Genomic DNA, 22,191 nt, shown 5'->3' with positions numbered 1-22,191 from the left:
CACTAGGTCCATGCCAGAGCGCATCCACCTTCCCCCGGACAAGTCTGCTGCCCGGCGCCTCATTCGCGAGCGCCGGCGACACCGAGCTGAGGCAACCTCGCTCGACGCACGAGTTCGTCATGCCGAGGACGTGCGCGATCACCTGGCTCCCGTCTTGGACAGGCTCCCGACGGGTGCCGTCGTCACCTCGTTCGTCTCCCGGCCGTCCGAAGTGCCGACGGAGGTGCTCAATGCGACGGTCCGCTCCCGTGGGCTCGATCTCATCCTTCCGGTGGTCCTTGCCGACCTCGATCTCGATTGGTCGCGCCACGAGGACGGCAGTGAGCCGCTTGGCATCGAGGCCGTACGCACCGCCTCCCTGCTCATCCTGCCCGCGCTCGCCGTCGCCGAGAACGGGCTGCGCCTGGGTCAAGGCGGCGGGTGTTACGACCGGGTGATGCCCCGCGTCCCGGCGTCAGTACCGAGAATCGCGCTGGTTCACGACGATGAGTTCACCGCAACGGTCCCGGTCGAAAACCACGACCTTCCCGTCGATGCGGTCGTCACCGCCAGCGTCGGTCTGTGTACCTTCGCGACATGGCCGTGGCCGCCCTGAGAAACTAGGCGCACCATCCGCAGCCTGAGAGGAGACTTCCCATGCTGAGTCTCCCTACCGTGACCGTCGGGCTGACCGAAGAACTCACCAATCTGCTCCTTGTCGGGGCGCTGGTCCTCTTGGTTTCGGTCGCGGCTGTTCGGCTTGCCACCCGCTCCGGCCTCCCAACCCTGTTGCTGTACCTCGCGATTGGCATGGCGCTGGGTGAGGCTGGGTTCGGCATTAGCTTTGAAAACTCGGCGTTGGCCCACTCGATCGGCCTCGGCGCTTTGGTGTTGATCCTCAGCGAAGGCGGGCTTACCACCGAGTGGGATGACATCAAGAGCGCGATCCTGCCGGCTGCCCTGTTGTCCACGATCGGTGTCGTGGTCTCCGTGGCGGTCGTCGCAGGCGCCGCCTACTACCTGCTCGACTTGCCCTGGTCCATCGCCCTTCTCCTGGGCGCCATCCTCGCCTCGACCGATGCCGCTGCGGTGTTCTCGGTGCTCCGCCGAGTGCCCCTGCCACGACGACTGTCCGGCGTGCTCGAGGCCGAGTCGGGCTTCAACGACGCGCCAGTCGTGCTGCTCGTGGTCGCCCTCGCCTCACAGGCGACACCCGGTGTTGAGCATCAGGGTTGGTGGGTGGTCGGCGTCGAGGCGGCGCTGGAGCTCGCGGGCGGCGCCATCATTGGCTTGGTTCTCGGCCAGGTCCTAGGCCGGCTCCTGCGGTGGGTCGCTCCGGGCTCATCGGGCCTGTTCTCCCTGGCCGTCGTGGCCGTGACCGTGCTCGCCTACGCCGTGGGTGACCTTCTGCATTCCAGCGGTTTCCTGGCGACTTATGTTTGCGCGCTGGTCCTCGGCAATCTCAAACTGCCGCACCGCCAAGCGTTTCGTGGCATCTCGCAGGCGTTCGGGTGGCTAGCGCAGATCGGCCTCTTCGTGATGCTGGGCTTGCTGGCCTCCCCCGGCCGCTTGGTCGATCAAATTATCCCCGCCCTAGTGATCGGCACGGTGCTCCTGCTCGTGGCCCGACCGCTGTCCGTCCTGGCGAGCCTGGCCGGGTCCGACTACACCCTCCGCGAGCAGGCGTTTCTGTCGTGGTCCGGGTTGCGCGGTGCGGTACCCGTCGTCCTGGCCACAGTGCCACTCACGCTCGACACCCCCGGTACGTCCTGGATGTTTGACCTGGTGTTCGTCCTGGTCATCATCTTTACCTTGGTGCAGGCGCCGACCCTGCCCTGGATCACCCGCGTGCTGGGCCTAGAACAAGGCACCCCAACGTATGACGTCGATGTCGAGTCGACCGCCCTGGATGACTTGGACGCCCACCTCCTGCAGGCCTCGATCGGCCCGGCGTCAAAACTGCATGGGGTTGAGGTTTTCGAGTTGCGCCTCCCGCCTGGTGCCGACGTGACGTTGATCGTCCGTGACGGGGATTCCTTTGTCCCAGAGCGGCGTACCGTCCTGCGGCACGGCGACCAGATGTTGGTGGTCACGACAGCCCAGTCCCGCAGTGCGGCGCTCAAACGCATTCAGGCGATAAGTCGAGATGGGCGCCTCGCGGGCTGGCACTCCTCCGGCGAGGGGTAATCTGTAGCGGCGCCTCATCCGGCGCCGCACTTAAGAACTACCTCTGCGAAGGTTGAGCATGCCCACCTACCCCTATGCCTGCACTCAGTGCGGCCATCAGTTCGAGATCCGACAGTCATTCAGCGACGACCCGCTGACCGAATGCCCGGAGTGCTCGGGGCGACTGCGCAAGGTATGGGGCTCGGTCGGTGTGGTGTTCAAGGGATCGGGCTTCTACCGCAACGACAGCCGAGACAAGAGCACCAAGACCGAGACCAGTTCCTCGAAGGATTCCGGGTCTTCGAAAGATGCTGGGTCCTCGAAGGATTCCGGGTCTTCGAAAGACGCTGGGTCCTCGAAGGACTCAGGGTCCTCGAAAGACGCCGGGTCCTCGACAAGTTCTTCATCCTCGTCGTCCTCATCGTCGTCCTCCGCGAGTAGTGCATCGACGTCTGCGAGCTAGCGGTCTCCGCCCGATAAGGCTTCGTCCACAGGCGTGGATGGCGGTGCCCGATCATCCACAGGATGTCCAGCACTGTTCTGACTGACCGGGTGACTCGGTAGCGTCACCGCCATGACTGACGCACCCGGGCCCGTGGCCGACATCGCCGTGATTGGCGGCTCCGGCTTCTACTCCTTCCTCACCGACGTTGAGCGCTATCCCGTCGAGACGCCGTACGGCCCGCCCAGTGACGACATCGCGGTTGGCGAGATCGACGGTCGTCGGGTGGCCTTCCTGGCCCGACATGGCCAAGGGCATCGGTTCAGCGCCCATGAGGTGCCCTATCGCGCCAACCTCTGGGCGCTGCGCTCCCTCGGTGTTCGCCAAGTGCTGGCGCCGTGCGCGGTGGGCTCGCTCGTTCCGGAGCACGGACCCGGCACGCTGGTTGTGCCCGATCAGGTGATCGACCGCACATGGGGACGCGCTCACACGGTCTACGCCGATGCCGGCGCCGCGGTCCACGTGGGTTTCGCCGACCCCTACTGCCCGACCTCGCGCGCGGCAATGGTCGATGGCGCCAGCCGCGTTGGGCTGTCCGCGGTTGCCCAGGGGACCTTGGTCGTGATCAATGGGCCCCGCTTCTCCACTCGGGCTGAGTCGCGCTGGCACCGGTCAATCGGCGGCACCGTGGTGGGTATGACCGGAATGCCGGAAGCATCCATCGCCCGCGAGCTTGCCCTCTGTTACTCCACGGCGTGCCTGGTCACTGACCACGATGCCGGTGTCGAAGGCCAAGAGCCGGTCAGCCACGAGGCGGTCCTTGCCGAGTTCGCCCGGTCGATCGACGCACTGAAGGCTGCCGTACGCACCACGATCTGTGCCCTGCCTGCTCCGGAGCCTGACGACACCGCCACCTGCTCGTGCCGTCGCGCCCTCGACGGGGTCACTGTTCCGTTCCCGCTGCCATGAGCCAGGGCCGAAACGTCCGCAAAGCCGAGTGGCATCGGCTTCGGCTCCGCCGCCTCCTGGCGGCTGTTCTGGTCGGCGCGGCGGTCGTCGTCGGGTTGTCCGCGATGCGTCCGGCTGCGCCGGCCACGGTTCAGGTGCTGGTCGCCGCACGTGACCTTCCGGCTGGCGCTGAGATCACGTCTGATGACCTGACCAGGGTCCAGTGGCCGACGTTGGCTGTTCCGACGGACCGGCTATCTACCCGTCAGGTGGTCGGGCGTCGCGCGCTCGGACCGATTCGGTCGGGCGCGCCGGTGACGGCGACACGGCTGATCGAGCGACGCACCCTTCCCGCGACCGATGGGGATGTGGTGGTGTCCATGCCGCTCAGCGACCCGTCTCTGACCCAGGTTCTTCGCGTCGGGGACCAAGTCGACGTCCTGGCCCCCACGGGCGCCGCGCCCGCTCGAAGCGCCCAAATCGTGGGCATGACCACACCTTCGTCCGATTCGGCGTGGAAGGGCCCTTCCGGCGGGAGCATCCTGCTTGCCGTCAACGGACGCGAAGCGGCTGCAATCGCGCAGGCACAGGCCTCTGGAGTGGGTGGCGCAGGCTCACTGATGGTGGCGTTGGCCGTTCGTCGCTGAACCGGAACCCGACCTATAGCACGAACGATGCAGGCGACGCGCCGTGTTTCAAATTTACGTGGCGGGATTCATGTGGTTACCTTCTCGACGGTCTAGTTCGTCACTCACACCAGGAGAAACCATGCTGAAGGGCTTCAAAGAGTTCCTTATGCGCGGCAACATCGTCGACCTCGCGGTCGCCGTCGTTATCGGTACCGCGTTCACCGCTGTCGTCAACACCTTCGTCAGCGCCGTCATCACCCCGCTACTGAACAGCTTCGGTGGCGCTAACTCCAAGGGACTCGGATTCGAGATCCGGTCCGGCAATGCCAAGACTTTCGTCGACTTCTCGATGATCATTAACTCCGTCATCGTCTTCGTCATGACCGCGGCAGTGGTCTACTTCCTCGTCGTGGTTCCCATGAACAAGATCAACGAGCGCCGCAAGGCCGGTGTCGAGGAAGTCATCGAGCCGACCGAGCTCGAGCTCCTCACCGAGATCCGCGACGAACTGCGCACCCGCCGCAACTGAACCCTGTGAGCCCGTCCTTGTGAACGGGTGACACCGCAAAGGCCCAGATGACCGTCGCCGGTCATCTGGGCCTTTCGCACGTGCAGATCACTCCCAGTGGGGCGGGCGCTGCTCTTGCAGCCACCGCGCATGGTCCTCATCCTGCTGATCTGTGGCCGTCGCTTCGGCGTCGAGGTCATCCGATGTTTGCTCAGGTGCACCACCCCGCTGCGTGGTGCCGCCGGTCGCGGGACGCACCGCGCGGCGCGGACGATCCGTCGCCGGGCTCATGCTGGGTCCTCTGGCGCAGGGTCGCATCGCTCCGGATGCTCACGTTGACCGCGTTCGCGGGACAGCCTCTCGACTAGCGACTGGATTCGCGCCACGTCCCGGGCGGGGTCGCGGAAGACATCAACCGTCCACACCCGCTCGTACGCCCAGCCCAGTTCGCGCAGACGCGCGGGGCGCAGACGGTCGCGCACCCGGACCCCTCGTACTGATCCGAGCCCAGGCCCGTCGGTCTCGACGGCCACCAGTGGTTCGTGCGGGCGGGCGGCATCGGCGACCACCAGATCGACGGGGAGCACTGAGCGGCCGTAGTTCTCGTGGACCACCAGACCTTTGCTGCGCAGTCGGGTCGCGAGGTCGGCGACGACCGGCGACACCGGCGCCCCTGCTGCTGGATGCAAGGGGCGGTCGAGCACCGAGCCCGTTGACGCGGTCCGTCGACGTCGGCCACCCACACGCGAGACGCCCGCCTTGGGATCGGCTGCCACCCGCTCGCCTTGCTCACCAGCCGCGTAGACGAGCAGGTCTCGCAGCATCTGCCCGCCCCGCGAGCGCAGTTTGTTGGGCTCAAGGTCGCTCGCGGCGACCGACGAAATGACGGTGAGCCGCTTCCTGGCCCTGGTGATCGCGACGGTCAACCGCCGCTCGCCGCATTCCTCCCCCAGCGGCCCGAACCGGTGCGTCACGGCACCGCGTTCGTCTCGGCCAGCGCCGACGGACACCAGGACCGCGTCGCGTTCCTGACCCTGAGCGGCCTCGGACGTCCAGACCTCCAGCGGCTCATCTGCCGTGAATGCAGCGGCGAGCGCCTCATCGTCTCGGCAAGCCTTTCGCAGCGCCGCCTCGATCGCTTCAGCGTGCTGCGTGGTGAAGGCGACCACCGCGACGGACTGATCGGGGGCGTGTGCCAGGTGGTTGCGTACGAGCGCCACGACCCGCCCCACCTCCTGCGGACTCGTCTGCCCGTTCCCCTGCGCCTCCGGAACAACCTCAAGCCGGACCGGCGACTCCAGCACCGGTTGCGGGACAGTGATCAGCTCGCCCTGGTAGGCCTGCGCATTAGCGAACGCGATGAGCCGCTCATCGGCGGAGCGGTAGTGCCAGGTCAGCGTGTGGTTCGGCACCAACGGCAGGAGCGAGTCCAGCAGGGAGGTCCCGCCCGGCCCGGAAGTGGCTTCGTCTCCAGAAACCTGGAATGGCGCTGGTGGCTGTTGCTTGGTGTCTCCCAGCACGACCACTTGGTCGGCTCGAGAGATCGCCGAAATCGCTGATGCGGTCAGCAATTGGGAACCTTCGTCGAAGATCACGACGTCGAACCACAACCCGGGCGGCACCAGGCTTGCGACTTCGTATGGGCTCATGACCCAGCAGGGACGCGCAATCGTCAGGACCTCGGGAGCGGCACCCAAAAGCGACCTCCAGGCAGCACCTGGGCCTGACTGCAGCGAGGAAAGAACTTTCACCTGCTCGGGAAAATCGTTGACTGCCTGATGGATTCGCGCCTGAGTTTCTTCGGCGACACGTTGTGCCGTCGCGGCGAGGTGCGCCCGGTCAGCCTCCTCGAAGGTTGCGCGAGCGCGGTGCAAACCCGCAGCGTCGTGCGCACCATAGGAAGGGTCGCGGCTCTTGATCTCGTCCAGAACCGAGCACCACCAGACGAAGTCCAACTCGTGCGGGACCCGCTCGACGGGGAGGCGGTGGTCGGCAAAATCGTCGAGGAGCGGCCCCAGGTGCTCGCGACGAAGCGCATCACACTCGTTCACCGTGCGGGCGGCCGCCGTGAGCCGGTCCCCCGCGGCCGCGAGTCCTTCGAGACGCTTCTGCAGGTCATCAAAGTCGGTATGAATGAGGTCGCCACCCTCAGGCGTGGACTCCAACCGCGCGGTGAGCCATTCGATTTCCTCGCGGAACTCTTCGTGTTCGCGCTCCACGTCGAGCACGTCGGCCGGGGCGCTCGGCACCGAACCGGGGCCACTGCGCTCACGCCATTGCTGCTTCTGGTCGGCCGCGCGGACCAGCACTCCGTGCAGGTCACGTGGTGGCGGCCCAGGGCGGAGGAGTTCTTTGGCCTGCGCGCGGAGTCGGCGACGCTCCATCAGGCTCATCCGAATGTCACGCTCGGAGCCCCGGCGGGCGGTCGCGCCCACCAGCTGGTCCAGTGGCGTCTCGTAGACCCCCGGTCGAAAGACCTCCAACGTCCTAAAGACTCGGCCCATCAAATCCAGCTGATGGTCGGCATCCAAGACGGTGCGTGGGCGTTTGAGACCAACTTGTGCCGCGAGGTCACCCACCCGCTGGCGGTATGCCTCCAACCCGCCACCGGCGAGGTGCTCCACCAGTACGCGTACTCGTCGGGTCTGGTCCTCGCCCACGACCCGCGCACGGTACCAAGGATCATCGCCCGGTTCTGTGGACCAGGCGCCTTGCTCGGCTAAGGCCACCAGGCGCGAACGCACCTCCTCCAGCCGCTCGGCCGGGATGGCGTGCAGGTGGGTGCCTACGAGCCGGACCCGTGAATGCGGCGGGCTCGGGAGCGCCGCGAGTTCGCTGATCCGCGTCTGTGCTTCGTCCACGGACACCCCCCAAGGCTCCCGAGGAGCGTGCATCGCATGCTGATGCTGGACGAGTTGTTCTCGTGCGGATACGAGTGCTGGCGGTACGAATTCTGTTTCGTCGCAGGTCGCTTCCAAGGTCGACGCGTTTTGCAGGGTGCGCTGAAGACGATCCAGCGAGTCCGGCTCCCATGGGTCCAGCACCAGGTCTCGCAACCCGACGTCATCGAGCCGCCGGATGACGGTTTCGATCGCGGAGCGGCGCTCGGACACCAGCAGTACTCGTCGCCCTTGGGCCGCAAGAGTCGACACGAGGTTGACTGCGGTCTGGCTCTTTCCCGTTCCGGGCGGCCCATGAATAACGAGGTGGGATCCGGCAGCCACAGCATCGACGGCGGCCTGCTGGGTGGCGTCCGCGTCGACGACGATGCGCTCGGCGTGGAGGTCTGGGTCGTCGTCGGGCGGCGGTGCCTGCGCACCGACCGCGGTGAGGGCCTCGGGGTCTCCCGCGAGCGCCGCAATGACCGAATGCGCGGCAAAATCCTGTGCCTCAGCAAGGTCGTTAATGGCCGCGGACTTCACCGTTGAGAAGGTCGAGACGACCAGGCTCGGACGGACCTGGAATCCCTCGATGCCTTCGCAGGCCCTGCGCAGGAGGTTGTATGCCCCTTCCGGCGACCCGTTCCTGGCCGCCGCAGTCAGGTCATCGGGGTTGAGGTCGACCCCTCGGGTTGATCTCAGGTAGTTCAAGAGCACCGGGTTTGCCACATAGCCGGGCTCGAAATCGATCAGGAAGTCGGTCTCACTCACGTCAACTGGAAGCAGGTTTGCACGGCGGAGCAGTACGGGTGCCGCGGGCGGACCAGGGTAGGTGGCGGGGACCTCCCAGGTGGCCATACCGATCGCGAGATAGCAGGCCCGAAGGCCGCGCTCTCGCTCCAGCCTGTGCGCGGAGCGGCGGATTGCACGCGCCCGACGGCAGGCATCTGCGTACGCCTCCGGTGAACGCACCACGTCGGACAGGCGCACGGATCGTCCGGCCAGGATCTTGGCGACACCGGCAGGGTGCGCACTCGTGAATGACAGCGTGCCCAGCGCGAGTTCGCGGTACCACAACAGCGCGTTGGGGCCACCCACCTCAGTGAGCTGGGCCCGCCAGATCGCCATAGCCTCGGCTACTCGGGTTCCGCGATCCGAGTCGGCTGCGTCATGGGTCGGACTGGTCACCCCGCCGAGGCTAGTGGTCACACCTGTAGGTGCCGAAGAGCCTCGCCGACGCAGGGCAAGCGGGCCATCTTCCACAGGTCCCGCGCTGCGAATGGGGATTCCGGATCGGGTGGGGGAAGATGTCTCTGATCACGTCCTGCGGGGACAGCACACTAAGTAGGAGACGAAGCGATGGCCGACGAGCGCGACGCGCCCACACCGAAAGACCCTGAAGGGGCTGTCGACGTTCCGGACGCAAAGCAGACTCAGGACCAGGGCCAACCAGACCCGGCCGCTGGGCGCCTGGCTGGGCCTGACCCTGATCTTGTGGCAGGCGCGACGGGGACCAGACCAAACCGCGCTGCCGTGATTGGCGAGGGCGTGCGATGGACGTCCATCTGGGCACTGCGCATCGCCATCATTCTGGTGACGCTGTGGATCGTGAAGCAACTCCTCGGCCCACTGTGGATCGCCATCCTCCCGATCCTGCTGGGCTTGGTCCTTGCGACTGTTCTCTGGCCGCCGACGCGCTGGTTGCGCAGCAAGGGCTTGGGTCCGGCTCCGGCTGCTGCCATATCGGTCATCAGCGGTCTGGTGATCTTCTTGGGCGCGATGACGGCGATCGGCTCCTCCGTCGCCTCGCAGGCTCCGGATTTGGCCAAGCAGGCCAGCGCGGGCGTAGCGGAGGTTCAGGACTGGGCCCAAGGAGCCCCGCTCAACCTCAAGGAAGACGACATCAGCCAGGGTTTCAAGGCCCTGACCGACAAGATCTCCGAGAGCGCCGCGCAGATCGCTGGTGGCGTGGTCGGAGGAATCACCTCGACCTTGCAGGTCTTCGTCACTTTGCTGCTGGCGTTGCTGCTGGCCTTCTTCTTCATCAAGGACGGGCCGCGCTTCGCGCCCTGGGTCCGCCGCGCTGCCGGGGATCAGGTTGGTGGCCACCTCACCGAAGTCTTTGCCCGCATGTGGGGCACACTCGGCGGCTACATTCGCGGGCAGGCCCTGGTGTCGGCGATCGACGCCGTGTTCATCGGCGCCGGGCTCGCCATTCTCGGGGTCCCGCTGTGGCTTCCCCTGGCGACTGTCACCTTCTTTGCTGGCTTCATCCCGATCGTCGGCGCCACCGTCGCCGGCGCCCTCGCCGTTCTGGTCGCCCTGGTGTCCACGTCATTCACCAAGGCGCTCATCGTGTTGGCAATCGTGATCATCGTGCAGCAGATCGAGGGCAACCTCCTGCAGCCCTTGATCCAGTCGCGCTCGATGAACCTGCACGCGGGCCTGGTCATCCTGAGCGTCACCGTCGGCAGCCACATGTACGGCATCATCGGCGCATTCCTCGCCGTTCCGGCGACGGCTCTCCTGTTGGTCTTCCTGCGCTATCTGCAAGAACAGATCGATCTGCGCAGCGGCACCTTCGGTCCAGGTGAGTTGGAATTCGTGACCGAAGAAGGACGACTTGCCGCCGAACTGACCGTTGCGCAACACACGCCCAAGTCGTAGCGACACCCCACCTACACTTGGTCACCGCTGGTCGGTGTGGTGTCCCAACAGCCATCACACCGACCAGTCCCCGCCCTCGTAGCTCAGGGGATAGAGCACCGCTCTCCTAAAGCGGGTGTCGCTGGTTCGAATCCAGCCGAGGGCACCACACGTTTTCTCCGCTCCAGCGCACCGCGACAGAAACACCGCGCTTGGCTCAGTCGCCAGCCACATTCACCTCAAGTGGCCGGTCTTTCGATGTATGTCACGTCGGCTCGCGAACCTTTCGGCTGAAATAGCCGAGGCCGACTCCAACGATCAGCACGAATAGCATCCATCGCACGGCGTCCTCGCCCACTGGGTAGTTGTAGGCAAAGCCGCCGGCCGCCAAATAAACGAATGTCCTGAAACTCGAGTCGCTGAACTCTGACCGTCCTATCGCCGCCAGGCGCGACGCAAAAAACACCACTGATATGCAGGCCACTGCAACCAGGGCCCCGACCACATCGGCCACCATAATCTTGGTCTACCCCTTAACCACCCGGACGGCTCGCGCGAGTTCGCGATCCTACGCTGGCACGTCGGTGATGTCGTTGTACTCGGGGTGGCGCGTGATCCAGCTCGCGACGTAAGGGCAGTGCGGGATGATCCGCTTGCCCGACTTGCGCACATCCGCGAGCGCAAAACTCACCAGGCCAGAAGCCAGGCCGCGTCCGTTGTACGCCTCGTCGACCTCGGTATGCACGAAGTCGACGTGCTGGTCGTCGGGCAGGCGGTACTGCGTGAACCCAGCAACCGTCTCGCCGTCGCGGATCTCGTAACGGCGGCGATCCGGGGCGTGGGCGAAGTAAATGTCCTGAATTTCGGTCATGCGTTCCCCTCCTTCGCGCGGTGTCCGAACCCGAGGCGCTCGCGCTCGGGAAAGTACCAACCCATCACGGTGCGCAAATTGTCTGAGTCCTCGCGAGCCCAGTTGCGCATCAACTCGCTGCCGAAAGAGATTGCGGTAATGGGACGAGCTCCCGCGGCAATGACCCGCTCGAACGCGCGCTCATGCGAGGCCGGGCTGATCCCGCCGACAGCATCGGCGACCGGGTAGACCTCGTACCCCTCGGCCAGCATGTCCAGAGTCGGGAAGGTCATGCACACCTCGGTCCACAGACCTGCGATCACGACCTTCTTCCGCCCACTCGCCTCGACGGCTGCGCGGAACTCGTCATCCTCCCAGGCATTGACCCCAGTCCGATCGATCTCCGGAATCCCGGGCAACTCATCGAGGATTGATTGTTTCGTTCCTTCGTTGACGCCCAGGTCAACACCGACGGTCGAGATGATCGTCGGCACGCCATACATGCGGGCAAACTTGGCGAGCGCCAGCACGTTCAGGTCAATCTCCTCGACCGTGCTGGAGGTGATCGTTGAGTATTGCTCGGGCTGATAGTCGATCAGGACGACCACGCAATTCTCTGGCGTGAGCAGGTGGTCGGCTTTCGGATCACGGATTGGCTCTGCTGCGGTTTTGGTCATGGAGGCGTCTCCTTCGATCGCTTCTACGGTCAGTTCGGTTCGGCTACCTGGGGCGGGCGAAGCGCTCGCTCCACGATGTCCGACGTGTGGCGGTAGTGGGAGCTGAGTCGTTCCGCTGCGGTGTCGGCATCACGGTCAAGAACTGCTTCCAGGATCGCGCGGTGTTCAGCGGTTACGTCGCGGTCCGGCTCATGCAGTTGAGACCACCTGCGATAGAACTCCGACGCGTCGCGCAGCATGCAGGTGATCCCAAGCAGCCATGAGTTGTTGCAGCCGTCGAGCAGCGCGGCGTGGAAGCGGCCATGGGCCGCTTCCCAGTCGTCGGACACTCGAGGCGGTTCGTCCTGGGTGAGCAGCGGCGCGCGTTCCAACCGGTGATGAGCGGCGATCAATTCGGACTCCCAGTCCACTCCGCCGCCTTCGATAGCGCGTCGCAACGCCAGCGTTTCGATCTCGATGCGGGCGGCGGTGAGTTCGCGCAGATCCTCAACGCTGACTGCGCGGACTCGGAACCCCACCCGAGGCTCTGCTTCGACGAGGCCTTGCTCAGCCAGCCGGGATAGCGCCTCCCGGATCACACTCACGCTGGCGCCGTATTTCTCACATAGCGCCGCAAACTTCAGCTTGGACTCGGGCGCGTGCACACCGCCCAGGAGGTCCGCGCGCAGCGCCGCGTGCACGGTCTCGATGTTCGCTCGTGTGCGTCTGGCGGCCACGAAACAACCATACCAGGTTTACGAAGATCAACTAAATATTCGAATATATCTTGTTTTTCGAAACTCTTCGTCGCACACTGTGAGGGCGGTCACCTGCACGACCGCTGACCTGGCACCTCAGGAGGCCAAGATGACCATGACGTCCGCGGTTCACACCGATGTCCTGATCGTGGGCGCTGGCCCCGCGGGCCTCACGATGGCGGCGCTGCTGGCGACGTACGGCGTCGATGCCGTCACTGTCACTAAGTACGCCAGCACGGCCCATTCACCCCGCGCGCACATCACCAACCAGCGCACGATGGAGGTGTTCCGCGACCTCGACCTCGAGGACGACGTACGGGCCGCGGCCACCCCCAACGAACTGATGGGCAATAACGTCTGGGCGACCAGTTTTGCCGACGAAGAGATCGCCCGGCTGCTCACGTGGGGCAGCGGCCCGGAGCGACGGATGGACTACGAACTAGCCAGCCCAACCAGCATGTGCAATATCCCCCAGCACATCCTCGAACCGGTGCTGCGCGAGGGCGCCGAGGCCCGCGGTGCCGACCTGCGTTTCTCAACCGAACTCATCTCCGTGTCTCAGGACACCGACGGGGTCACAGCAGTCGTGCGACAGCGCGATTCAGGCACCGAGCAGACCAAGCAGACCATTCGGGCCCGGTACGTCGTCGGCGCGGACGGTGGCCGCTCCACGGTTGCGGAGCAGTTGGACTTCGCCTTCGACGGAGAATCGGGCCTCGGCGCCGCGGCCAACGTGTGGTTAGAGGCCGACCTCACGAAGTACGCCGCCTATCGCCCCGGCACTCTGTACTGGATGTGCCAGCCGGGCAACGACTATTGGGTCGGTTCGGGCACATGGATCTGCGTCAAACCGTGGACCGAATGGGTGCTGCTGTTCATGTACGACCCGGCCGAGGGCGAGCCCGACCTCTCAGAGGAGGCCGTCATCGCCCGTGCCCGCGCCACCATCGGCGACCCCGACATCGACCTCAAGATCAAGGCGACGAGCCTGTGGCAGATCAACCACCTGATCGCCCAGAAGTACCAGATCGGGCGCGTATTCCTGGCAGGCGACGCGGCCCATCGGCACCCACCGGCCAACGGGCTGGGCACCAACACCTCGATCCAGGACTCCTTCAACCTGGCCTGGAAGCTTGCTCTCGTGCTCCAGGGCAAGGCAGGTGAGGAACTCCTGGCGACCTACACCGACGAGCGACAGCCAGTCGGCCGCGGCGTCGTCGACCGAGCCATGCAGAGCGTCGGTGACATGCGGCCGATCTCCAAGGCGCTCGGTTTCGAGCCCGGCCAGACCGCCGAGGAAGGCCAGTCCGCGCTTGACGGATTACGCGCCCCTGGCCCCGTGGGTGAGCGACGACGACGCGAGCTCGCCGAAGCGGTTGCCCTGCAGAACTACCAATTCAATGCGCTCGGAGTCGAACTCGGCCAACGCTATGAGTCATCGGCCGTCATCGACGACGGCTCGCCCTGGCCAAAGCCGACCCGCGATCCGGAGCTGTACGACCACCCCACCACCCATCCGGGTGCCCGCCTTCCGCATGCCTGGGTGGAGCACGAACGCGTCGCGACATCCACGCTCGACCTGGGCGGCCGCGGGGAGTTCACCGTGCTGACCGGGATTGGTGGAGAACCCTGGGCTGATGCCGCACAGAAGGCGGCTGCGGCCCTCGGCATCCCTGTCACAAGCCACGTGATCGGCGCCGGCGGAGACCACGCCGATGTGCTCGGCCGATGGGCTGCGCTGCGCGAGATAGGCGACTCCGGGGCACTGCTCGTACGTCCCGACCACCACGTGGCATGGCGCGCCCATCACCTGACTAACGATCCCTCGGGCGATCTAGAGCTCGCGCTTCGCCGCGTACTCGCCCGCACTGACTGACCAACCTCACCCACCTGGAGACTCGATGAAGCTCGCAAACCTCGACGGCCGCGCCGTCCTGATCACACCAGACGACCTCGCGGTCGATGTGCACCAGGCCAGTGACGGGCGTTTTGGACCCGAACCGGCGCCTCTCTTCTCCGAGTGGGGTGCCTTCCGCGACTGGGCGCAGGCGGCGCCGCTCACCGAAGCCGCGGCATACGACCCCGCGGCCTTGGGACCTCCATCGCCGGACCCGCGCCAGATCCTCGGCATCGGACTCAACTACACCGAACATGCCATGGAGTCAGGGTTCGAGGCCCCGAAGGGATTGCCGCCGGTGTTCCCGAAGTTTCTCAGCAGCCTGAGCGGACCGGTTACCAAAGTAGTGCTGCCCGAAGGTGGCAATACCGACTGGGAGGTCGAACTCGTGGCCGTGATCGGAAGCACGACATACAACATCGACGAGGCCGATGCCTGGGAGCATGTCGCTGGGATCACCGCCGGTCAGGACCTCTCCGAACGGGTCACGCAACTTGCTGGGCCCGCACCGCAATTCGGGCTCGGGAAGTCCTTTTCCGGCTTCAGCCCCACCGGTCCATTCCTCGTGACAACCGACGAGGTGCCGGATCCGGACGACCTCGCCCTGCACTGCGAACTCGACGGCGAAACGCTGCAAGACGGGCGGACGAGCAATCTCATTGTGTCGGTACCGCGCCTCATCGCCGAGCTCTCCAAGATCATCACGCTCTACCCCGGTGACCTGCTTTTCACCGGCACCCCGGCGGGGGTCGGCCTTGGACGCGACCCACAAAAATACATCGCTGCCGGGCAAACCCTGGTCAGTACGGTCGAAGGAGTCGGCGAGCTGCGACAACATTTCGTAGCAGCCGACGGGAAGTGAGAATGCCATGAGCCTGCACCGACTCAGTCACGTCACGATGGGTGTCCCCGACGTCGAGGCCACGCACGCCTACTACACCGACTTCGGCCTAGCGCCCGGAGTGGACGGCAAGCTCAGCACTCGCGACGGTGGCGAGCAGCTCAAGATCGTTTCGGCACCCCGCCGCCAACTCATCGAGCTCGGTGTCGCGGCCGACGACACCGATGACCTGGCCCGAATCGCCGCGAACGTGCAGCGCCTTGGTCTGCGGGCGGAGCTCGATGGCGAGGCACTCCTCGCACAGGAGCCGGTTTCGGGATTCACCGTGCGAATTCGGGTCCTGCCCAGGCTCGTTCAAGACGCATCGGTCGCGACGCCGTACAACGGCCCCGGTCGGATCGACCGCAGCGGGCGTGCGCCTGGAGTGGTCCGTACTGACCGGGTCAGACCGCGCCGACTCGGCCACGCGGTCGCCGGGACAACTGACCTTAAGCGCACGATGCACTTCTTCACCGAAGGCCTCGGCTTCAAGGTCTCGGACTACATCGGCGACAAGGGCGCGTTCATGCGCTGCTCTACCGACCACCACAACTTTCTCGCGTTGCAGTCGCCGGTGAACTACCTGCACCACACCAGTTGGCAGGTCGACGACATCGACGACGTGGGTCGCGGCGCGTTCGCGATGCTCGAGGGCAGTCCCGAGCGCCACGTCTGGGGCCTCGGCCGCCACCACGCAGGCTCGAACTTCTTTTGGTACCTGAAGGATCCAGCCGGCAACTTCTCGGAGTACTTCTCCGACATGGACGTCATCCCCGAAGATGAGATCTGGGAACCGGAGGTGCTCGAAGGAGCGGCCGGGCTGTTCAACTGGGGACCACCTCCACCACCGTCGTTCCTGCATCCCGAGGACCTCGCCGGCCTGATGACGGGAGCGCACAGCACGGCCTAACGAACGGCCTCGATGACGGGCTGGGACAAGAGCGCCTGGTGCGCCTACCTCATCGCCCGGTGCAACCCGAGCGGGACTTGCCCGATAGCGTGAGAGCCCCGGGATCGTGAGGAGCAGCCATGGATCTGCAGCACCAGGTGGTGTGGGTCGTCGGTGCCTCCACCGGCATCGGCGCCGCCATCGCGCGCGAGATGCAAGCGCGTGGCGCACGGGTCGCGATCACCGCCCGACGCCGAGAAACCCTCGACGAGGTCTCTGGCGGGGCGATGCTCGCCGCTCCTGCTGACGTCACGGACCCGGAGTCGCTTGACGCGGCCGCGCGGACCGTTCATCACGAACTTGGCCCCGTGGATATCTTGGTTTTCACCGCGGCGGAGACTCGACAGATCGATATCGCTGACTGGGATCGGCAGGCATTCGCCGATGTTGTCAACGTTTCCCTGGTGGGCGCGAGCAACGCGATCGGCGCCGTCCTTCCGTCCATGATCGAACGCCGATCAGGCACCATCGTCGGGTTCATCGCGCCTGCTGCCTTCCGCGGGTATCCATCAGAAGAAGCATTTGGCGCGGCCAAGGCGGGACTGCGAAACTTGTTGGAGTCACTCGCTATTGACGCTCGCCGCTACAACATCAAAGTGGCCACTGCGACACCGGCCGGGGTTCGCTCGTCGGCAGGCCAGTCACTTCCGGGTCTGCCGGCGGCGATCGACCCCGACACCGCGGCTCGAGCAGTCTGCGATGGACTCGAGCGCGAGCGCCACCACATCGCCTTCCCAGGGCGGCTGGCTCGGCCAATGCGGCTCGTACGGCTAGCGCCGAGGGCAGTGTGGCCGGCCGTCGCAGAGCGACTCTCGCGCCGTCGCTAGAAGGTGCGGGTCAGCCGACCCGGCCGTAGCTGAAGTTGCCGCCCCACATCTTGTGGATGCTCACGGTGGTGCCGGGACGGTTCGAATCGATCATCATGCCCGGGCCGACGTAAATACCGACGTGGGTCGCGGGGAAGTTGCGAAACACCAGGTCGCCCGGCTTGGGGTCGCTGACGCGGGTTGCCATCGCCTGCTGCGCGCGGGCGGTACGCGGCAGCGTGACGCCGAGCTCCCGGAACACTTGGCTGGTGAAGCCCGAGCAGTCGAAGCCCGCAGAGGTCGTGCCACCGAAGACATAGGGAGTTCCGATGTACTTCTTCGCGACGTCGATCGCGCTCGCAGTATTCCCCGACGGCTGATCCGCGGGGGCGGAGTCAGTGGACGACGCGGAGGCCGGTGCGGGAGTGCTGCTTGAGCCCTCCGCTGCCTCCGGCGGTGCGGGCTCAGGCGCCGGGCGCTTGAAGCCGCGGGCGACTTCAGCCTTTGGCATGGGCGGCACGCCCGCCTGCATGTCAGCGGGAGCGGCGGCCAGCGCGGCCGAGGGCTCGACGCCCATGGGGTATTTGAGTTCGTCGGGAACAACCACGGTGGCGACGGCCTTGGTGGGGCCAGCGTTGGCGGGCACGCTCACGGCAGCAATCAGGCTGCCCGACACCGCCATCGCCGCTGAAACACGAGCCGTGGTGGTGACTGATGTCGACAGCCGACTCGGTGCGCGATGGCGCCCGCGGGTGCGCTGGGACACGTGGCAAACCCTTTCGATGATGAACATTCCCCGACGTACAGAGCTAGATCGATACCGTACACAGACCTTCGGCGAATGTCACGATCAGGTCACGCCGCCTTCGCCCGTCAGGGCGCTAGATCTACTCCGGCGCAGTGACGAAGACGTGGACCGCGGCGTCCGGTGGCAGCGAGGCCCCGTCGGCATCGGGGCGCCCTTCAGCGACCACAATGACCCGGCCCGCGTCGGTGCGTACGTTGACAGCCGCACCCGGTCGGACTCCAGCGCCCGTCAACACTGCCAAGGTGTCGGTGTCTGCCTGTGCGGGCTCCCCGATCCGGCGCACCACTGCGCGAGTCGACTCGGGCCCAGCGACATCGGTCAGCGGAACGACGCCCTCCCGGAAGTCCTCGACCTCAAGGTCGTCGCCCAGTTCGTCCAGGCCGGGAATGGGGTTGCCGTACGGCGAAAGGCCGTGTTCCTTGAGCATCGCCAGAATCTTGCGCTCAACGCGCTCACTCATGACGTGCTCCCACCGGCACGCCTCGTCGTGTACGTATTCGATCTCCAGACCAATTACGTCAACCAGCAGGCGTTCAGCCAACCGGTGCTTGCGCATGACCCGAGTCGCTTTGACGCGGCCTTCGTCGCTGAGCTCGATGTGCCGGTCACCCGCAAGGGTGAGCAACCCATCGCGTTCCATGCGCGCAACAGTCTGGCTCACGGTCGGCCCCGAGTGCCCGAGGCGTTCGGCAATGCGCGCACGCAGGGGAACGATGCCCTCCTCCTCAAGGTCATAGATGGTGCGGAGGTACATCTCAGTGGTGTCGATCAGGTCGCTCACAGTGCACAGCCTGCCACCTCCACCTGACAACCGAGACACGAGGACACAGATTGGCCAGCCATAATGCGATCTGACGTCCATACCCAAGGCAAGGAAGTCCATGAGCGACCACGACGACACGGCACCAGAGGACGGCGTATCTGCCCGCGCCAGCGCGCGCGACAAGCTCGCGCCTGTCCAGCGCAAACAGCGCCGAGATGGCCGCAGGGGTGCAGTCATTGCCTCGGTGGTCGCCGTCGCATTGCTGCTCGGGATCGGCGGTGGCCTCGTTGCGTACGTGCGCGGCCAGGAGAAGCCCGACCTCGGAGCGGTGAAGTCCTATGAGGACTTGGACCGGGACCACATCACCTCGGGCTTTACCTATAAGCAGGAGCCGCCGGTCGGTGGCAAGCATCACCCCGCCTGGGCCAACTGCGGGATCTACACCAAGGCAGTCAAACCCCAGCACGCGGTGCACTCCCTCGAACATGGGGCGGTCTGGATCACCTACAACTCCTCGTTGCCCAAGAAGCAAATTCAGTCCCTCGAGGCCACTGCGCGCAAGCAGGGCGACTACATGCTCGTGTCGGTCGACGACAAGCAGAAGTCGCCGATTGCGCTGACGGCCTGGGGCAAGCAGCTCATGGTCGATTCGGCGAGCGATCCCACCATCGATGCGTTCATCAAGAAGTACTGGAAGGGCCCGCAAACGCCAGAGCCGGGCGCCGCGTGCAGCGGAGCGTACGACCCCAACACTGACCAGGTCGCCGGAGGCATGTGAGCCAGCAAGAGGCGCCCGAGGGCTCCGGCCAGTCGGCGGGCGTGAGCGACGAGTACCTCCGGGAGACCGCGTCGCCGCTTGCCACTCGCAAGGTCCTGATGTGGGTCGGCGCGCTACTCGCCGCGGTCGCGGTCTTCTTCGCCGGGTGGTTCATCGGTCGCCCGACGTGGCCAGGCGATCTCAGTACTGACGCAGGTTTTGCTCGCGACATGCAGTTGCACCACGGCCAGGCCGTGGACATGTCGCTCATCGTGCGCAGCGCTGGGACGGCGAATGACGTTCAGACGTTGGCGTACGACATCGCTACCACCCAGGAAAACCAGCGGGGCGAGATGCGCGGCTGGTTAGAGACCTGGGGATTGTCCCAGGCTCGGGCCGAAGACCCCATGGAGTGGATGAAGCGGTCGGGTCACCAGCACTCGGGCGGCAAACCGATGCTTCAACCTGACGGCCGGATGCAAGGGATGGCATCGGCCGGTCAACTGGACCAACTGCGGTCTGCGCGGGGCAAGGACGCGGAAGTCATCTATCTGCAACTGATGATTCCCCACCACCGCGCTGGCGTCGATATGGCCAGCGCCTGCGTGAGCTCCTGCACTGAGCCCAATGTCGTGGACTTGGCGAAGAAGATGGTTGCCGGACAGAAATCCGAGATCAACCTGATGATCTCGATGCTGCGCAAGCGGGACGCCGTCCCACCCGCGCCTTAGCGCATGAAACAGCCCGTGGGCTCCGCCTAGTCAGGCGGACGCACGATGGACGATTCGTGCTCCCACGGGCTGCGGTGGCCGGCCGAAATTGCCAGCGCTTCCGCCCAGTCGATCACCCGGAGGCGGTCGACGACTTGAGCCGCGCTAGCGCGCGACCACCTCACGCGTCCTTGAAGAATTCACTCCTGGACCACCTCCTCTCTCGTGTCCTTGAACGGTAGGTCTTAAGGCCAGTTCAGATCAAGAGAATTTCGGGCGTAGGCATGGAAAGACCGGTTGGCGCGGACAGGGGGGAATCGCGCCAACCGGTCGACGTCTCAACGACGTCCAGGATTCCTGTTCGGAACCCACGCCGGGTCAGGGAGGATCCGGTGATACGACTAACGGTAGACCCGCTCGCCGAGTTCCGCACGCCAGTCGTCGCAGAAGTCCTAGAAAATTAAACTCAGGGTTGGAGCCGCTGACAGGTCCAGGCACCAGCACGGTCCAGGTCGCCCTCGCCTACTCGCTCGTAGAGCAAACGGTCATGCAGCCGACTCCGCCGCCCACCCCAGAACTCCACTTCGTCGCAGACGATGCGGTAGCCACCCCAGAAGTCGGGCAGCGGAACATCGTCGGCGTGGCCACAGTCTGGCCAGCGCTCGGCGACCGTCGCGTAGGCCGCCTCAAGCTCGGCCCGTGACGCGACCGGTTGCGACTGACGCGAGGCCCACGCCCCGATGCGCGAGCCCCATGGACGGCTCTGGAAGTACGCCATCGTCGTCTCGTGCGGGAGTCGCTCAATGCGCCCAGCGAATCTGATCGCGCGGTAGAGCGTCGGCCACGTGAGCGACGCTGCCACCGCAGCGTTCTCGGCGAGATCCCGGCCCTTGCGAGACTCGAGGTTGGTATAGAACCCGACGCCGTCGGCAGCGAGATAGCGCAACAGGACGGTGCGTACGTGTGGCCTGCCGCTCGCATCAGCCGTCGCCACCGACAAGGCATCAGGTTCTGGCACGTCCGGCCGCTCATCATGGGCCGCTCTGGCGTGGTTGACCCAGTCCTGGATGGCCGGCCATGGGGCGCTCGGCATCGCACCCTCGTCCAACCCATGGCCGTCGTACTCGCTGCGGATGACTTCATTCACAGCCCTAGCCTAACCGGTACTAGATTGCTAGCATCCTGTCATGCCTGAGCCGCCAACCAGTCCCAAAGTCCAGTTCAACGTCTATCTCCCCCGCCCCCTCATCACCCGCATCAAGCACCTCGCGGTCGATGAAGGTCAAAGCCTCTCAGCCTTGGTAGAGCGGGCGCTCACCGAATACGCCGATCGCCAGGAGGCTGCCCGATGACCTCAACACTCACCCTCGCCGCCATCAGGTTCACCGACGACATCCCCGCGATGCGTCGGTTCTTGGAAACCGTAGGCCTCACCGCCACCACGTCCTGGGGCGACGGCATGGACGTACTCCGCGCAGGCGCTGGCGAAGTCTGGCTCCACAGCGCGGCCACGAGCGACCTAGGCGCCCCCGTGGGGTGCACGCAACTCACCGGCCTGACTTCTGACCCGGACGACCTGCACCGTGCGCTCGGCGCCGCAGGTTTCCAACCGACCATCGTGGACGAGACCTACGGGCGCGTGGTCGAAGTCGTCGACCCCCTGGGCGACCGGCTGTTGTTCAACGGTCCAGGCGATGGATACGGCTCCAGCACCCAGCCGGGCACGCCAGATCACCGGATCCAGGTATCGCTGTGCCGCTTCACCGACCCGCAAGGCCCGTATGTCGCATTCGCCGCAGCACTCGGCCTGCGCCCGGACGGCGAGCCCAACGAGTGGTACGTCCCGTACTCGGCTGGCGCCGGCGTCCTTGGCCTCCACCATGGCGACGACTCCATGGCCATGCCCGGGCGTGAACTTGGAGGGTCGATCGCGCTTGGCCTCACGACCAGTGGCTCGCTCGAGGAACTGCAGAGACAACTCACCGACAGCGGGTACGCCCCCGGCGAGATCGTCATGGAGGACCACGACACCCGCCTGGAGACCGTCGACCCCGATGGCCAACGCTTAGAGATCCGCAGCGCGCCCGTCTGAGTTCTGCAGTGCTGAGTTCTGCAGTGCGGTACACCCCGGCGGTGGGGCGTACCGCACTGGCACACTCG

At 65.6% G+C, this 22,191-nt stretch carries 24 protein-coding genes and 1 tRNA gene; 16 read left to right on the top strand and 9 right to left on the bottom strand.

What is annotated here, in order from left to right:
- The first annotated feature begins 10 nt into the window (after positions 1-10).
- The 6 genes from F562_RS19830 to mscL all read left to right on the top strand — a co-directional run bounded on the left by F562_RS19830 (position 11) and on the right by mscL (position 4,693).
- Positions 11-595, top strand: a complete 585-nt coding sequence (locus F562_RS19830; protein ID WP_018158187.1) for a 5-formyltetrahydrofolate cyclo-ligase — start codon at positions 11-13, stop codon at positions 593-595.
- Between the two features lie 41 nt (positions 596-636).
- Positions 637-2,166, top strand: a complete 1,530-nt coding sequence (locus F562_RS0117045; protein ID WP_018158186.1) for a potassium/proton antiporter — start codon at positions 637-639, stop codon at positions 2,164-2,166.
- Positions 2,167-2,224: 58 nt separating this feature from the next.
- Complete coding sequence (locus tag F562_RS0117040; protein ID WP_026181362.1) at positions 2,225-2,608, top strand: FmdB family zinc ribbon protein; 384 nt, start codon at positions 2,225-2,227, stop codon at positions 2,606-2,608.
- A gap of 111 nt (positions 2,609-2,719) precedes the next feature.
- Positions 2,720-3,556 carry an S-methyl-5'-thioadenosine phosphorylase gene (locus tag F562_RS0117035; protein WP_026181361.1) on the top strand — a complete coding sequence of 279 codons (837 nt, stop codon included), beginning with the start codon at positions 2,720-2,722 and terminating at the stop codon, positions 3,554-3,556.
- The gene (locus F562_RS20445; protein ID WP_018158183.1) at positions 3,553-4,182 is read left to right on the top strand and encodes an SAF domain-containing protein; all 630 of its coding nucleotides are present in this window, start codon (positions 3,553-3,555) and stop codon (positions 4,180-4,182) included. Before F562_RS0117035 ends, F562_RS20445 begins: the two co-directional genes overlap by 4 nt.
- A gap of 121 nt (positions 4,183-4,303) precedes the next feature.
- On the top strand, positions 4,304-4,693 hold the full coding sequence (mscL, locus tag F562_RS0117025) for a large conductance mechanosensitive channel protein MscL (RefSeq protein ID WP_018158182.1): 390 nt from the start codon (positions 4,304-4,306) through the stop codon (positions 4,691-4,693).
- Between the two features lie 87 nt (positions 4,694-4,780).
- Here the strand turns inward: mscL and F562_RS0117020 are convergent, their stop codons facing one another.
- Both F562_RS0117020 and F562_RS19820 read right to left on the bottom strand, forming a co-directional pair.
- Positions 4,781-4,963: a hypothetical protein gene (locus tag F562_RS0117020; protein ID WP_018158181.1), complete on the bottom strand. Its 183-nt coding sequence runs from the start codon at positions 4,961-4,963 to the stop codon at positions 4,781-4,783.
- A complete protein-coding gene (locus tag F562_RS19820; RefSeq protein WP_018158180.1) occupies positions 4,960-8,739 on the bottom strand; it encodes an AAA domain-containing protein in 3,780 nt (1,259 codons plus the stop codon). Before F562_RS19820 ends, F562_RS0117020 begins: the two co-directional genes overlap by 4 nt.
- A 171-nt stretch (positions 8,740-8,910) precedes the next feature.
- On the opposite strand from F562_RS19820, the gene F562_RS0117010 reads away from it, so the two are divergent.
- Positions 8,911-10,218, top strand: a complete 1,308-nt coding sequence (locus F562_RS0117010; RefSeq protein WP_018158179.1) for an AI-2E family transporter — start codon at positions 8,911-8,913, stop codon at positions 10,216-10,218.
- 72 nt (positions 10,219-10,290) lie between these two features.
- Positions 10,291-10,366, top strand: a tRNA-Arg gene (locus tag F562_RS0117005).
- A gap of 96 nt (positions 10,367-10,462) precedes the next feature.
- Here the strand turns inward: F562_RS0117005 and F562_RS0117000 are convergent.
- The 4 genes from F562_RS0117000 to F562_RS0116985 are packed head-to-tail and all read right to left on the bottom strand — an operon-like array spanning position 10,463 to position 12,440.
- Positions 10,463-10,714, bottom strand: coding sequence for a hypothetical protein (locus F562_RS0117000; RefSeq protein ID WP_018158178.1), 252 nt, complete (start codon positions 10,712-10,714; stop codon positions 10,463-10,465).
- A 51-nt stretch (positions 10,715-10,765) separates the two neighbouring features.
- A complete protein-coding gene (locus tag F562_RS0116995; protein WP_018158177.1) occupies positions 10,766-11,068 on the bottom strand; it encodes a GNAT family N-acetyltransferase in 303 nt (100 codons plus the stop codon).
- A complete protein-coding gene (locus F562_RS0116990) occupies positions 11,065-11,724 on the bottom strand; it encodes an isochorismatase family protein (RefSeq protein ID WP_018158176.1) in 660 nt (219 codons plus the stop codon). The genes F562_RS0116995 and F562_RS0116990 overlap by 4 nt, the downstream gene beginning before the upstream one ends.
- 29 nt (positions 11,725-11,753) lie before the next feature.
- Complete coding sequence (locus tag F562_RS0116985; protein WP_026181360.1) at positions 11,754-12,440, bottom strand: GntR family transcriptional regulator; 687 nt, start codon at positions 12,438-12,440, stop codon at positions 11,754-11,756.
- A gap of 130 nt (positions 12,441-12,570) precedes the next feature.
- Here F562_RS0116985 and F562_RS0116980 point away from each other — a divergent pair, with 130 nt between their 5' ends.
- The 4 genes from F562_RS0116980 to F562_RS0116965 all read left to right on the top strand — a co-directional run bounded on the left by F562_RS0116980 (position 12,571) and on the right by F562_RS0116965 (position 17,014).
- Positions 12,571-14,337, top strand: coding sequence for an FAD-dependent oxidoreductase (locus F562_RS0116980; RefSeq protein WP_018158174.1), 1,767 nt, complete (start codon positions 12,571-12,573; stop codon positions 14,335-14,337).
- 25 nt (positions 14,338-14,362) lie between these two features.
- Positions 14,363-15,220 (top strand): fumarylacetoacetate hydrolase family protein, encoded by an 858-nt coding sequence (locus F562_RS0116975; protein ID WP_018158173.1) that lies wholly within the window; start codon positions 14,363-14,365, stop codon positions 15,218-15,220.
- 7 nt (positions 15,221-15,227) lie between these two features.
- Entirely contained in the window at positions 15,228-16,148 is a 921-nt protein-coding gene (locus tag F562_RS0116970) for a VOC family protein (RefSeq protein WP_018158172.1), read from the top strand.
- A gap of 119 nt (positions 16,149-16,267) precedes the next feature.
- Positions 16,268-17,014, top strand: a complete 747-nt coding sequence (locus tag F562_RS0116965) for an SDR family NAD(P)-dependent oxidoreductase (protein ID WP_018158171.1) — start codon at positions 16,268-16,270, stop codon at positions 17,012-17,014.
- 10 nt (positions 17,015-17,024) lie between these two features.
- Here the strand turns inward: F562_RS0116965 and F562_RS0116960 are convergent, their stop codons facing one another.
- Together F562_RS0116960 and F562_RS0116955 are read right to left on the bottom strand one after the other, a co-directional pair.
- Positions 17,025-17,759 carry a C40 family peptidase gene (locus tag F562_RS0116960; protein ID WP_026181359.1) on the bottom strand — a complete coding sequence of 245 codons (735 nt, stop codon included), beginning with the start codon at positions 17,757-17,759 and terminating at the stop codon, positions 17,025-17,027.
- Between the two features lie 121 nt (positions 17,760-17,880).
- Positions 17,881-18,582 (bottom strand): iron-dependent transcriptional repressor DtxR, encoded by a 702-nt coding sequence (locus tag F562_RS0116955; protein WP_018158169.1) that lies wholly within the window; start codon positions 18,580-18,582, stop codon positions 17,881-17,883.
- 100 nt (positions 18,583-18,682) lie between these two features.
- On the opposite strand from F562_RS0116955, the gene F562_RS19815 reads away from it, so the two are divergent.
- Positions 18,683-19,342, top strand: coding sequence for a thioredoxin-like domain-containing protein (locus F562_RS19815; RefSeq protein WP_018158168.1), 660 nt, complete (start codon positions 18,683-18,685; stop codon positions 19,340-19,342).
- Positions 19,339-20,052, top strand: a complete 714-nt coding sequence (locus F562_RS19810) for a DUF305 domain-containing protein (RefSeq protein WP_018158167.1) — start codon at positions 19,339-19,341, stop codon at positions 20,050-20,052. The genes F562_RS19815 and F562_RS19810 overlap by 4 nt, the downstream gene beginning before the upstream one ends.
- A gap of 445 nt (positions 20,053-20,497) precedes the next feature.
- Here F562_RS19810 and pdxH read toward each other — a convergent pair whose 3' ends face one another.
- On the bottom strand, positions 20,498-21,178 hold the full coding sequence (pdxH, locus tag F562_RS0116940; RefSeq protein WP_018158166.1) for a pyridoxamine 5'-phosphate oxidase: 681 nt from the start codon (positions 21,176-21,178) through the stop codon (positions 20,498-20,500).
- Between the two features lie 40 nt (positions 21,179-21,218).
- On the opposite strand from pdxH, the gene F562_RS0116935 reads away from it, so the two are divergent.
- A complete protein-coding gene (locus tag F562_RS0116935) occupies positions 21,219-21,383 on the top strand; it encodes a ribbon-helix-helix domain-containing protein (RefSeq protein ID WP_018158165.1) in 165 nt (54 codons plus the stop codon).
- On the top strand, positions 21,380-22,123 hold the full coding sequence (locus F562_RS20440) for a hypothetical protein (RefSeq protein ID WP_018158164.1): 744 nt from the start codon (positions 21,380-21,382) through the stop codon (positions 22,121-22,123). The genes F562_RS0116935 and F562_RS20440 overlap by 4 nt, the downstream gene beginning before the upstream one ends.
- The last annotated feature ends 68 nt before the right edge of the window (positions 22,124-22,191 follow it).

It is taken from the genome of Demetria terragena DSM 11295 (assembly GCF_000376825.1).
Taxonomy (GTDB): Bacteria; Actinomycetota; Actinomycetes; order Actinomycetales; family Dermatophilaceae; genus Demetria; species Demetria terragena.
This window is presented reverse-complemented; position numbering and strand designations above follow the sequence as displayed.